The sequence below is a fragment of the Thermoproteota archaeon genome (genome assembly GCA_003352285.1).
GTDB lineage: Archaea > Thermoproteota > Nitrososphaeria > Nitrososphaerales > Nitrosopumilaceae > PXYB01.
In genome coordinates, this window is sequence record QQVN01000003.1 from 577,033 (window position 1) to 589,634 (window position 12,602).

The window sequence follows — 12,602 nt, forward strand, 5'->3', positions numbered from 1 at the left end:
TGAATCACTTTAACAATGCTTTTGTAATTTTATCTCCAGCTTCAAAGGGATTAATCTCACGTGCTTGTAATTTTTTAAGATATTTTGCATAGGTTTTATCAGAATTCAACAACGTAGTAATTTTTTCGTTAATGTTATTTAAAACAATATCTTTTAGCTCCGATTCTAATTGGCTCAGTTCTTGCTTCTTTTTTGTTTTCTTCTTTAAAGCCATTAATTCTTTGAGCTTCTTTGCAAATTCAGATATTCCCTTGTTCTTTTTTGTTGACGTCTTTAAGATGATAGGATTTTTTTCTGATGCTCCAATATAATCTCGTACTGCATCATATAGCTGAGATGCCCCATCCAAATCGCTTTTGTTTACAAGATAGACATCTCCAATCTCAGTTAATCCCGCCTTTATGGTTTGAATGCTATCTCCAGTGTGAGGATTAAAGACTACAACTGTAATATCGGCAATATTGGAAATTTCAATCTCAGTTTGGCCAGCACCCACACTTTCTATAATTATTGGGTTAAAGCCAGCATATTCTAAGACACGAATGCTATTTCTGACTGAATGAGATACTGCTCCAGTTGCGCCCCTAGATGCAATGCTTCGGATATAGGTGCCAGAATCAGTGGATTCAGTCATTCTAACTCTATCGCCTAAAATTGCACCACCGGTCACATGACTAGTAGGATCCACAGCGAGAACGGCAGGCTTGGTTCCCAATTTTCGAAGCTCTACTGAAGTCACATTGATTAAAGAACTCTTTCCTGCTCCAGCTGGTCCGGTAATTCCAATTATTGATGAGTTTCCAGTTTTTGAAAATATTTGCTTGATGAGTTTTCTTGCTTCTTTTTGATCATTTTCTATTATTGATATCGCCTTTGCTATTGCGCCACGTTTACCTTTTTTGAGGTCAGTTAGCAGTGTCAATGTCTGAAGTTAATTTTCCCACAATAAATTCTTGTATGTTCTTTAAGTACTAAATATGACTGAAGGTACATCATCACCTACAGAGTGAATCTCGGTCTTTAGTTCAATTGTCCCAAAATCAGGATGATTAATTTTTAAAACAATTGGATGAATAGACCAACCATATTTTGGAGGTTCAGAAAATAAGACACGCTCGACAAACTGATAATCATCAAAAGTTTTTTGGTATGAATCTTCCATTCCCAATATCTCCATTATAACAGATGAGGTTCTTTGTGTTTTATCTGCAAAGATTATTTCGGCGTACTGTTCCTCAGGATAATACGTGGCATCAATAGAAAATGATTCTCTAAGTCTTTGGTGATCAGGGGATTCTGCAGTGATTAAAAATAAAATTGCAAGAGAAGATAAAGCTAAAACAGACAATAAAGGAAAAATTTTTTTTGGCATAAACTCTAGTTGAATTCAGTTCTTAGCTGTTTTAAGAATTTAGAATGAATTTGGATTATTTCAAGTGTTTGCTCTAAAGTTCTCTCAGTACCAGGAGTAGGATTTTGTTTGAAAAACCTGCGAATTTCTTTTTCCATTGATTCATCTGCAACAAGTGAAATACTTGCAACAATTCTATTAAACAAAGGATTGCCATGTCCAACTTTTTTGCTCAATGATCTCCAATTCTTTTTTAGCCAAGGCCAAAGAATTTTTTTGCCTGCCTGATTGTTTGCTACGCGAATTATAGGAAGCTGCATGTTTTGTGAACGAACTGCGGGGGTTTGAGAGAATGCCAGTGATTTTAAGAGTAATTTTTCATCATTAAAGCTACACATTGCCCCAAGGAATCGAAGTTTCTCTTCCTGGGTACTGGTCTTATTGTAAAGATGGGTTAGTTTTTGATGCATCTTTGAGTCACCTGCCAAAGCAACTAAAGAGTACACAGTATCCCTTAAATCTGGACGTAACGAGGAGGGATTTTTGAGGAATTTCTGGAATCTGATTTTGGATTCTTCGATTACTTCTTCATTGCCTAATTTACCTAGTGCGTGTATTGCAAAGCTTCGCAACAATGCATCTGTATGATTTTCTTTTGGTTTAGGATCCCATCCTAATCGATTAAATATTTTCTCAAAGTAATTTCTTGCATACTCCTTGATAATTGGATTAAAAGATTCGCCAATTGTTCTATCGTATAATGAATATAGGTTATTTGCAACATTTACGGAGGAAAGATAATTCTCCTCATCATGATATGCATCAGTAAAGTCAAGATAGTTCTGGAGAGATTCATCACCTGAAACACATAATGCAAATAGATCATTTTGGATAGCCCATCTATCAATATGAGAAATTGATTTGTTATCAACAAGCATTTTTAGATCAATTAGCATTCCTTCATCATATTTTACTCGGTAGAATCCATGTCGTCCTGAATTAATCACAACACCATTTTGTGAATTGATTTTAATCTTATCACTTTTCTTTGTAAGTAATTTCTTTACATCTTTTTTATCAGAGTGAAGAGTGATTGGAACATGCCAAAGTCCTTTGTTGGTACCTTTTGCATTTAGAAGAAATCTTTTTTGTGATAAAATCAATAATGAATCTTTTTGGTTAACTTCAACTACGGGGAATCCGATTTGTTTTATCCATGAATCCATCATTGCACGTACAGGAAGTTTTGAAACTTTACCGATTGCATCCCACAGGTCATATCCAGCAGCGTTTTTGTATTTGTGCTTTGTCAAATAATGTTTCAAACCATTTCTGAAATTTTTCTCACCGACATAGTTTTCTAGCATACGCAAGACACATCCTCCTTTATCATAGGATATTGCATCAAATATCTCCCGAATCTCAGATGGAGAGTTTACCTTTACATCAATTGGGTGAGATGATTTTAGGGAATCAAGTCCCATTGCAACATTCATTGCATCTTCGACAAACTGGTCCCAAAGTTCCCATTCAGGATAGAATTTATCCACGAATTTTGTGGCCATATACGTAGCAAAGCTCTCATTTAGCCACAAATCATTCCACCATTTCATGGTGACAAGGTTGCCAAACCATTGATGGGCAATCTCATGAGATATTACTTCTGCAATGAACTGCTTTGTTTTTGTCGAAGATACCTTTGGATCATAAAGTAAAATTGTCTCCCTAAATGTAATAGCGCCCCAATTTTCCATAGCACCTGCTGCAAAGTCAGGAATTGCGATGAGATCAAGTTTAGGTAATGGATATTTTATGCCAAAATAATTTTCGTATGATTTTAATAATTTTTTTCCAAGTTCTAAGGAAAACTTTCCTTGGGAACGTTTTCCTTTTGTGGTGATAACACGAACTTCAGTTTTTCCAATTTTTCCTCTGAGGTACTCAAATTCACCAACTCCAAGATAAACCAAATATGTTGACATTGTTGGAGTTTGTGAAAATACATAACGAATTTTGTCTCTAATTTTTTGTTTTGATTTGACTGGCATGTTTGAGATTGCCGTGAAGTTTTTTGCTACAACAAGGGAGATTTCAAAGGTTGCTTTTGATTGTGGTTCATCCCAGCATGGAAAAGCTCTGCGAGCATCTGCTGCCTCAAACTGTGTTGTCGCAAGATATTTTGTCTTTCCATTGACTTCATATTTGCTGCGATAAAACCCAAGCAGTCTATCATTTAATATGCCTGTAAAATCAATGAAGAGATTTGCATGGCCACTAATCTTTTTTGCTAGTTTTATTGTCAGTTCCTCTGTTTTTGAATTAACTTTAGGAGTTGCTCTAATGGTTTCACCTTTGAATTCAACATGGCATTTTTTGATCTTGAGCTCTGCAGCATGTAGTGTAATCGAATTTGTAGGCCTCTTGCACTGAATTGATATGTTCTCCCTTCCTTCAAAGGTGAATTTTTTCAGATCCGGAGTAAATTCAAGACTGTAATTTAATGGAGAAGCGCTCACGCATGGCATTCTCAAATAGGCTTTATGTACATTTAGGAATTGAAAAAAGGCTTTAAAATAGAAAAAATATTGATAATTATGAAACAAAAAATGGCATCAAGAAGAGTCAAAATTCTAGTAGCAAAACTAGGACTAGATGGTCATGATAGAGGAGCATTAGTTTTATGCCGTGCGTTTAGGGATGCTGGAATGGAGGTAATCTATTCAGGATTATTTGCCACACCATCAAGAATAGCACAAATTGCAGAAGACGAAGATGTTGATGCCATTGCATTAAGCCTACTCAATGGAGCACACAATACACTATTTCCTAGAGTTGTAAAGGAGTTAAAAAAGAAGGGAATTAAAGACGTTCTAGTTCTAGGAGGCGGCGTCATACCCGAAGAGGACAAAAAAGGACTTGAAAAAGGAGGAATTGACGGAGTATTTGGTCCAGGCACACCACTTCCAACAATAATCGATTACATTACAAAGGGCGTTTCAAAATTAAGAAAAATATAAAAAATTATTCTGTGGAATCAGGCCACATCATTTTTCGCATCTGTTTGCCAACTTTTTCAATCTGATGTGCATCGGTTTCTTTCATGTATCTATCAAAAGCATTTTTGCCGTTCTTCTTGTATTCGCTAATCCATTCTTCGTTAAATGTTCCATCTTGGATCATCTTTAGTACTTTTTTCATTTCCTCTTTGTTTGAAGCATTCATGACCATTGGTCCACGTGTTAGTCCACCATATCTTGCAGTTTCACTAACTCGTCTCCACATTCCATTGATACCATATCGTTGAATCATATCAACAATTAGTTTTAGTTCATGAAGTACCTCAAAGTATGCAATCTCTGGTTGATAACCTGCTTCAACTAATGTCTCAAATGCATTTTGTATCATAGATGCGGCACCACCACAAAGGTCTGCTTGTTCTCCAAACCAATCAGTTTCAACTTCTTCTTTGAATGTAGTTTGAATTAATCCTGCTCTTGCACTACCAATTGCTTTTGCAATACCTAGTGTTCTATCCCAAGCTTTTCCTGTATGATCTTGGTGTACTGCAACAATTGATGGAGTTCCAAAATTCTCTAGATAAGTTTCACGAACTTTAGAGCCAGGTCCTTTTGGTGCAACCATTATGATATCAACATTTTTTGGTGCATCAATCCATCTCCAATGAATAGCTGCTGCATGAGAAAATGACAAAGCTTTTCCTTCTGAGAGATTAGGTCCGATTTCATCTTTGTATACTTGGGCCTGAATCATATCTGGAAGTAACACATGAATGATATCTGCTTGTTTGCATGCATCAGAAACTGACATTACCTTATGACCATCAGATTCAGCTTTGCTCCAGCTTTTCCCCCCTTTCTTGAGTCCTACGATGACCTTTAGTCCAGAGTCTTTCATGTTGTTTGCCTGAGCATCGCCTTGAATTCCATAGCCAATCACTGCAATAGTTTGATTCTTTATTGGATCCAAACTAATATCAGCATCTTTCCATGTTTTTGCCATAATTAGCCTCAAAATCTTGCAAATATTAACTAAAGCGTATTAGGTTACGAAAAATTTGATGGTTCAAAATCAACATCAAGCGCTAGGGGTATAACTTTTCTGTGTAGAATCAATCATAGTAAAAATTACGCCGATTGTAGTGACCAACCCACCCACAACTATGAAATATTGACTACCAATCCACTTGTTCGATAAGACTGCGGGGTTCACTATGCCATACAAAATTGTCAGCACCCCAATTATAGACACCAGTAATGGAAGTTTTTTTTCAAAAATGCTTTGATTCATTTCAATTTCTCATTAAAAATGATTAAAGCAGAAATTGTCTACATTTGTTGATATTTGATTTAAGATTTGGATATATGTGAAAGATTAATTTTTTGGATCAGTCTCTTCAGGTTTTTTAAAATCATCCTCATCATTGTCTTGTGAGGAAATCCAATTATCAAATAGATGCGTCCTGGTTATTCTTCGCATGACAATAAAGGTATCCAGCATTAATGGAATTATTGCAATAAAGCCTATAGTTGAAATTATGACCTTGTCGTTTTCTGATTCAAAATCTACAAAAGTAATGAATACTGCAACTAATGCCAGTATCAATCCCATAAACAAAATATTTCGAATTACTCTGTGAACGGGCTTGGTAACTAGCTGTTTTCCATCAGGTGCAAAATTAACAGTAATCGCATCAGATATGTTTGTGATAATATTTTCAGTTTTTCCAACAAGCGAAAAAACAGGGTAAACTAAAATCACTGCCGTCAAAATTCCGAGAAAGATTGATGGATCCATAAAGAATGGAACATCAGGATTCTCCAAAAGGGAAATGATATCGGATGAAAAATAATCCATAACAACTAGAATAGTTACTATTATGATGAAATGAACTAGAAAGTTTGGTCCGTGTTTTTTGATATTGCTAATGTTTTTAATTTTTGAAGGTTTGCCTGTCTCATCAAGTGCAGAGCCAGCTCGGATGAATCGGCCTGCAAGGAAAATACCATCAAGTAATTTTACTGGAATGATTGACCTTTGATCTGCAACTGTTGGTAGTGCACGCAATAAAAGTGGCATTGCAAGCATTGTAACTAGTGCAACAACTATTGTAACAGGATATATTGATTCATTGATGCTTCCACTGTCTACTCCCAATTTAGCTATAATGAATGAAAATTCACCTATCGGAATCATCATTACGCCTATGGTTGATGCACTAAGGAATTTGTTTCCAGATAGTGATGCAGCAAACATGTTTCCAACAAATTTTCCAACAATAGCAACGGCAACTACTGGAATTGCAATCCAAATGGCATTTGGAATAAGTGTAATGTCTACAAGCATTCCTATAGATACAAAAAATATTATGATGAAAAAATCCTTTAATGGTAGAATCTTGTGAGTTACCGATTCTGAAAACTTTGATGATGCAATTATCATTCCCATTAGGAATGCTCCAACAGCACTGCTAAGACCTAGGAAATGTGCTAAAACTGATAACCCAAATGCAAGTGCCAAAGCAGTTACAAACTGTGCTTCTTCCATCTTGATTTTGCTTACATGCTCTAATAGTCGCGGAATTACTTTGATTCCAATTGCAAAGGTTAAGACAAAAAATACAACGCTTTGAATAATTATCAAACCAAAATCAGTCAATGCGAACCCAGACCCCTTTGAGGCATTACCCAATAGAGTCAAAAGTAAAACAGCAGCAAGGTCCTCAATTATTAGTATAGTTACAACGGTATTCCATTCTTTAGTGTTGACAAGATTAAGATCCCGAAGGAATCTAAGAGAGATAGCGGTACTGGTAATTGCAAGAATGCTTCCCAAAAATAATGCTTCAAGATGTGTCCATTCAAATGCCATTCCAAGTATGTATCCTGCAGCAAATACTATTGCTAGTTGTACCGTCCCAATGATAATTCCGTTTAATCCAACATCTCTTAATTTCTGGATGCTAAATTCCAAACCAACAACAAAAAGCAAAATAATAATTCCAAATTCTGCCAACAAGTTGATTAATTCTGTATCAGTTACCACCCCAAGACCAAACGGGCCTGCGATTATTCCTATCAAAATGAATCCGATAATTGTTGGGAATTTTATCTTGTGCATCAACCATGCACAAAGCATGCCTCCTCCAAACAAGACTGTAAGTAAACTTAGGAATTCAGTTACTCCGGCAGATACCACCATAATAGTTTGAAATTAGTATAATTAAACCATAACAGCAAATCAGATTCAAATGTAGATCTTTAAAAAATATCTGATTTGATGTAGGTGTAAAAAAATGAATTTTTGATCAACAGTAAATCTGACTTACATACAGTGTACCGTCAGATGAAAATGAAACTCCAGTACCAACATTAGAGTAAGTAGTACCTCGAAGTAAGGTTTCTTTCACATCCTTTTGAATCCATTCAGAAATTATAGTTTCTGCAGTTAATGCATCAAGAGGAATATTTCCACTGTAGATATTCAATGAACTTCCAGATGCCTTTGAATCAGAATATTTTGCAGCATTCTCCACGCATATAGGAAGTTTATCTGCATATTCACGAGTAACAGGCAATCCATCAGTAGATAATGCCTGATCAACCCTATTGCGAGATGCCATATCTTGACTGTGTTTTAGTGCCAACGTACTCAATTCCGGATGAGTCAAAAATGCGCCACGGCCAATATTCAGTCTTTTTTCATTAATTAATTGAACTATGTCAGACTCGACTTGAGGATATGATGAAGCAATAGGCGCAATGTTTTGGATTGGGAGATTTTCTTTTTCTTGCAATGGAGATTCAGATACAAAAGACAAACTAGAATCAAACATGTTTGAAAGCTGTGAAGGATTAAAGGAGAACAAGAGTTCAGGATATGCATCATAAACTCCAATAAATCCGACTACAGATATCATTAGACCCAAAATCAAAAATGATTTGTGAGATTTTTTTGCTTTTGATTTTTTTTGAGTTTTAGTTTTATCTTTATTTTTTGATGGTTTCTCAGAAATTTTCTGTTTTGACATTGCCTTTGCAAGATCTAATGCAATTACATCATGTGGATCAGTTGATTCTATCTTAGGAAAATTTTTTACGATGATTTCTTTTGCTTTGGTTAATACAAGAACAGCATCTTCCTTTTTTTCAGGAAGCAGTTCAATAAGTGATGTATCCAGGGGAAAATCTTTTGTTTCAGGTCTTCCTGCACTCAACCAGTTATTTAGCTTTTCAAATAATTCATCGTTTACTTTAGGAAGATAATTTTCAAGGGAATCACTAGAAATTTTGGAGTTTGATAAGACATGATTGTTTTTTGCCCCATTATGACTAGGATTTATTTTTAAAACTTGTTCATAACAAAGAGATGCTTCTTTGAATTTGCCAAGTTTATGAAGATCGTTTCCTTTGTTAAATAATGAATCAGTATGTTCAGGATCAATTTCCAAGATTTTATTATAGATTCGTATAGATTCTTCATATTTTTCCATTCTTGAAAAACATAATGCCTTATTGTACAGAACGGAAATATTTTCAGGCTCTCGCTTTAGAATTTGATCAAAAACTTCGATAGCTTTTTGATTATTACCAAGAATTGATTCAAAATATCCCTTGTTATTTAGCAATACATTATCATTTGGTTCCACACCTAATGCTTCATCACAGCATGCTAATGCATCCTCAAATTTTCCAATTTTTGATAGAGTCATGCTTTTCATGCACAGTGAATCTAGATGTTTAGAGTCTTCAGCGAGTACAGAATCAAATGCAGACAGGGCTTGCTCATATTCTTCATTTTTGTAATGTACACACCCCTGAGTAAATGAATCAGACTGCTCTACTTGGGCCATCGTACCACCTAAGTGCAGTTGAATTTTTAGTAAAATTCTTCATTTGTAAGAGTTTTTTGTAAAAAAAGTTCCATAGGTATTAGGATGTCTAATCTGTACAAACATCCTATATTGATAGTATTGTGCTACATTTGAGGCATTTTACCTGGACTTGATCTTCTTTTTGCATTCTTTGAAACTTTTTAGAGCCACAATTTGGGCAAATTGGGCATGCCCGTAACTTTTTCATCAGTATTCAGTCGGTTTTGTATCAGAAGTCAAAATAGTTTGGATTCGTTGTATTCCATTAAATTTGATAATATTATCTGCCACTGCCTTTGGTACTAGTTGTTTCCAATCCGAATTCTCAGAGATTAATTTTCTAATTGATGTTGCATTGTATTTTTCTCTATTCAGAAAATTTGGTTTAATTACTTCCAAACCGGAATCAGATAGTAACATTCTAACATAATCATTGCCACTGTAAACTCTGTCAAATTTTGGAAGTGAAGAACGCAAGTATGATGCCCATGTTGCAATATTGAATTGATTTTCGATAGCTAAGACATAGCATTTAGAAAGATCAAAGTGTTCTTCCTTAAGGGATTCATGAATCATTTGAATTCTTTCGCCAGCAGTGAAAGGATCCTTTTCCATGTAGTTAAACTGAAGACTAGTAATACAAATTATCAACTCATCACATTCACGAAGAATAATCTTTGCAAGCTCCAAGTGTCCAAGATGAAATGGTTGAAACCTACCGATCATTAAACCGCGCATATGAAAATCAAGGGTTATGAATTAATTAAATCTTAGATTATTTTTCCGCTACCTAGTATTCGGATACTGGTAGATTCTGGTTTTAGAATTACACATATGTCTGATTTATCACATACTGCGGGCTTTTCAAAGGAAAGCTTTAGAGGATTGACAGAGCTAAATTTTGCAGCCTTTATCTGAAGACCGATATTTACCATACACATTTGATTCTCTGTAACATCTCCTTTATAGAATGGATTTTTTTTAAAATCAAGCTCTATTTCTGATTTAACGGGTATGGAATCATCCTCACATAAAATATCACCTCGAGAAATCTCCTCAGGTTTTGCACCTTTAATTGACAACCCAACACGAGCAGGAGAAGTAGCTTCTTCAACAGGTTCATCATGCATTTGAATTGACTTTACCATAATATCCAATCCTGCAGGAAGAAGTTTGAGATTATCATATTGTTTTATTTTGCCAGAGGTTACCTTTCCTAAAATTACTGTTCCAACGCCTTTGACATCAAAACAATGGTCAATTACGATTTTTGTCTTACCGTCTGTTTGTAAAGGTTGAAATTTTAAAAGTTCATCTTTAATCTTTTGAGATTCTACCTTTCTGTATTGCTCCAAAACAGTTCCTTTAATCATTGTGTTTAGTCTGCCTTCATCAACCTCGTATGTATGACTTAGAATTCCCTCTTTTTTCTGCAAGACATCCAGTGCAACCATTTGTTCACCTGCAAATTTGTCAAGAGAGCCCAAATACACAATAGGATATTCTGCTAGATTAATTGCCTGAAACAAGGGTTGAATTTTGTCTGGAAATCCATTTGGGGCAACCCAAGTTCTAATTACGTCAGATTCTTTTTTGTCATAAAGTGTTAGATCAGTAGCAGTGCCTTTCTTGCCAAAGTCCGAAGCAATTGTCTGCTCACCCAGTACAGCAAAATTAATGGATTTTACCATATTTGTCTGCAGCAATTATTGATAATTAAAACATGATGAATTATACAAAGAAAAATGAGATCATGCACCAAAATCGCTGCTCTTTAGTTGTGGTCGTGCAGCTTCATTTGGCATACGAAATCCACAATGCTGACAACGCTGATCAGGTACTACAACCAAGTCTCTTGTTTGTAAAGTTGTGACTCTAGTACAGCTAGGGCAGTTTTTCTGAATTGGCATGAGTAATTTACTATCGAATTTAATAATAAAATCTGTGTGTAATCAGATTACAAACACCTCATTATCTACTCATTTTGAGAAATTAAAGAGTGGATGTTATTCTAATAGATGACGATGTAGATTCAACTGAAATCTATAGTGAATATCTAAGTATCAAAGGATTCAATGTAGTCGGAGTAGGCCATAATGGAAAAGAGGCTGCAGAATTGTACCGTAGGTTAAAACCTGATGTAACGGTTTTAGACATCATGATGCCGCATTTTGATGGATTTTTTGGAATTCATGAAATACGAAAAATGAGAAAAAATGCCAAGATAATAATTGCGACGGCAGATGTAAGTGTAGATACAGCAAAGAAATTAGAAGACCTTTCTCCTTATGCGATTTTACACAAACCATATGACCTAGACTCTCTTGAAGATTTGCTTGAAGAAGTGAAAAACATGGAAGAAGTAAAATCTTATGAAAAAGAACTAATGCAAAAGTAATTTTCTAAATTAACTAAATCTACCATAGGCAGGGCTAGTTTCCCATTTTGCTCTTTCAATTTCAAAACGATTGTTACATCTAAGGCAGAGAAAGTCAGTGGAAAGTTCTGGAAATTTTTCAGAGCAATCATTACAGAGGTAATAGTTGTCCATAACTCTGTAATCTGAACCTAAAACCTTGATCTTTTTTCTACATTTTGGACACATGTCATCAACATAAGAGCTTGCCGGAGACACATTAGAGCACTCATAGTGTTCAATGAGTTTTTCTTGTTTGAAGTTAGAGCCCTTACATGATGGACAATGAAAAATTTGAGAAATTTTTACCAATCCACAATCGGGGCATGCAATTTCTTTAACGTCCTTTAATTTGATAATTTTTTTGTCTGCCTCTAGTTTTTGAATAATTGGTAGGATTTCTTCTTTTGTTTTACCCATATACTGTGAAATTCTAGTTAAGCTTGTCCTAGTGGAGGTTGTAATTAAAAATTCTACTCTTTGTATGATATCATCATCGGGAGATACATTTTTGTAATTTTCTTCAGCAGTTAGAGTTTTCATTATTTCCTTAACATTTTCTAATCTGATTGGTTTGGAGAGATACTGGTATGCCCCCTGTGCGATGACTTCCTTGATTGATTCCTCACTTCTTTCTCGTGCAGTTTCAATTATAACTTTAACATCGGGTCGGACATTTAGCATTTGAGTAAGAACAGACAAGGCATTCATATCAGGCATGTTATAATCTAAGAATACAATTGGAACTTTACCAGAATCAACCAGCTCGTTGAATGCCTCAAGTCCAATTTTTCCGTTTTCACAACAATGGACTCTTTGAAAGCCAAGCTTTAGTAAAAATTCTCTAAGAAAGATTCCTACTGCCGGACTATCATCTATAACTAAAATTTCCCTATCCGTTAGGTCAGTCATCAATTTTACAAAGCCATCAAAGCGATAGAAAA

At 35.2% G+C, this 12,602-nt stretch carries 12 protein-coding genes; 2 read left to right on the forward strand and 10 right to left on the reverse strand.

Annotated elements, in window-relative coordinates:
• Positions 1-4 precede the first annotated feature (4 nt).
• The 3 genes from DWQ18_05065 to DWQ18_05075 are packed head-to-tail and all read right to left on the reverse strand — an operon-like array spanning position 5 to position 3,867.
• Complete coding sequence (locus tag DWQ18_05065) at positions 5-922, reverse strand: methylmalonyl Co-A mutase-associated GTPase MeaB (protein RDJ34257.1); 918 nt, start codon at positions 920-922, stop codon at positions 5-7.
• A 42-nt stretch (positions 923-964) separates the two neighbouring features.
• On the reverse strand, positions 965-1,372 hold the full coding sequence (locus DWQ18_05070; protein ID RDJ34258.1) for a hypothetical protein: 408 nt from the start codon (positions 1,370-1,372) through the stop codon (positions 965-967).
• Positions 1,373-1,377: 5 nt separating this feature from the next.
• Positions 1,378-3,867, reverse strand: coding sequence for a M1 family peptidase (locus DWQ18_05075; protein RDJ34259.1), 2,490 nt, complete (start codon positions 3,865-3,867; stop codon positions 1,378-1,380).
• Between the two features lie 78 nt (positions 3,868-3,945).
• On the opposite strand from DWQ18_05075, the gene DWQ18_05080 reads away from it, so the two are divergent.
• The gene (locus DWQ18_05080; GenBank protein ID RDJ34260.1) at positions 3,946-4,368 is read left to right on the forward strand and encodes a methylmalonyl-CoA mutase; all 423 of its coding nucleotides are present in this window, start codon (positions 3,946-3,948) and stop codon (positions 4,366-4,368) included.
• Between the two features lie 4 nt (positions 4,369-4,372).
• On the opposite strand, the gene DWQ18_05085 is transcribed toward DWQ18_05080, so the two are convergent.
• The 6 genes from DWQ18_05085 to DWQ18_05110 all read right to left on the reverse strand — a co-directional run bounded on the left by DWQ18_05085 (position 4,373) and on the right by DWQ18_05110 (position 10,933).
• Entirely contained in the window at positions 4,373-5,383 is a 1,011-nt protein-coding gene (locus DWQ18_05085; GenBank protein ID RDJ34261.1) for a ketol-acid reductoisomerase, read from the reverse strand.
• Between the two features lie 63 nt (positions 5,384-5,446).
• Positions 5,447-5,659 carry a hypothetical protein gene (locus DWQ18_05090; GenBank protein ID RDJ34262.1) on the reverse strand — a complete coding sequence of 71 codons (213 nt, stop codon included), beginning with the start codon at positions 5,657-5,659 and terminating at the stop codon, positions 5,447-5,449.
• An 84-nt stretch (positions 5,660-5,743) separates the two neighbouring features.
• Positions 5,744-7,570 (reverse strand): cation:proton antiporter, encoded by a 1,827-nt coding sequence (locus DWQ18_05095; GenBank protein ID RDJ34263.1) that lies wholly within the window; start codon positions 7,568-7,570, stop codon positions 5,744-5,746.
• Positions 7,571-7,676: 106 nt separating this feature from the next.
• Positions 7,677-9,221: a tetratricopeptide repeat protein gene (locus tag DWQ18_05100; protein RDJ34264.1), complete on the reverse strand. Its 1,545-nt coding sequence runs from the start codon at positions 9,219-9,221 to the stop codon at positions 7,677-7,679.
• A gap of 228 nt (positions 9,222-9,449) precedes the next feature.
• The gene (locus DWQ18_05105; GenBank protein ID RDJ34265.1) at positions 9,450-9,980 is read right to left on the reverse strand and encodes a nicotinamide-nucleotide adenylyltransferase; all 531 of its coding nucleotides are present in this window, start codon (positions 9,978-9,980) and stop codon (positions 9,450-9,452) included.
• Between the two features lie 32 nt (positions 9,981-10,012).
• The gene (locus DWQ18_05110; protein ID RDJ34266.1) at positions 10,013-10,933 is read right to left on the reverse strand and encodes an elongation factor Tu; all 921 of its coding nucleotides are present in this window, start codon (positions 10,931-10,933) and stop codon (positions 10,013-10,015) included.
• Between the two features lie 308 nt (positions 10,934-11,241).
• On the opposite strand from DWQ18_05110, the gene DWQ18_05115 reads away from it, so the two are divergent.
• Positions 11,242-11,640, forward strand: coding sequence for a response regulator (locus DWQ18_05115; protein RDJ34267.1), 399 nt, complete (start codon positions 11,242-11,244; stop codon positions 11,638-11,640).
• A 9-nt stretch (positions 11,641-11,649) separates the two neighbouring features.
• On the opposite strand, the gene DWQ18_05120 is transcribed toward DWQ18_05115, so the two are convergent.
• Positions 11,650-12,570: a response regulator gene (locus tag DWQ18_05120; protein ID RDJ34268.1), complete on the reverse strand. Its 921-nt coding sequence runs from the start codon at positions 12,568-12,570 to the stop codon at positions 11,650-11,652.
• Positions 12,571-12,602 lie beyond the last annotated feature (32 nt).

What these genes read in the sequence shown, in the direction of transcription:
- DWQ18_05070 (RDJ34258.1), bottom strand. Translation starts at nt 1,372, where the DNA reads ATGCCAAAAAAAATTTTTCCTTTATTGTCTGTTTTAGCTTTATCTTCT.
- DWQ18_05080 (RDJ34260.1), top strand. Translation starts at nt 3,946, where the DNA reads ATGAAACAAAAAATGGCATCAAGAAGAGTCAAAATTCTAGTAGCAAAA.
- DWQ18_05090 (RDJ34262.1), bottom strand. Translation starts at nt 5,659, where the DNA reads ATGAATCAAAGCATTTTTGAAAAAAAACTTCCATTACTGGTGTCTATA.
- DWQ18_05095 (RDJ34263.1), bottom strand. Translation starts at nt 7,570, where the DNA reads ATGGTGGTATCTGCCGGAGTAACTGAATTCCTAAGTTTACTTACAGTC.
- DWQ18_05100 (RDJ34264.1), bottom strand. Translation starts at nt 9,221, where the DNA reads ATGGCCCAAGTAGAGCAGTCTGATTCATTTACTCAGGGGTGTGTACAT.
- DWQ18_05105 (RDJ34265.1), bottom strand. Translation starts at nt 9,980, where the DNA reads ATGCGCGGTTTAATGATCGGTAGGTTTCAACCATTTCATCTTGGACAC.
- DWQ18_05110 (RDJ34266.1), bottom strand. Translation starts at nt 10,933, where the DNA reads ATGGTAAAATCCATTAATTTTGCTGTACTGGGTGAGCAGACAATTGCT.
- DWQ18_05120 (RDJ34268.1), bottom strand. Translation starts at nt 12,570, where the DNA reads ATGACTGACCTAACGGATAGGGAAATTTTAGTTATAGATGATAGTCCG.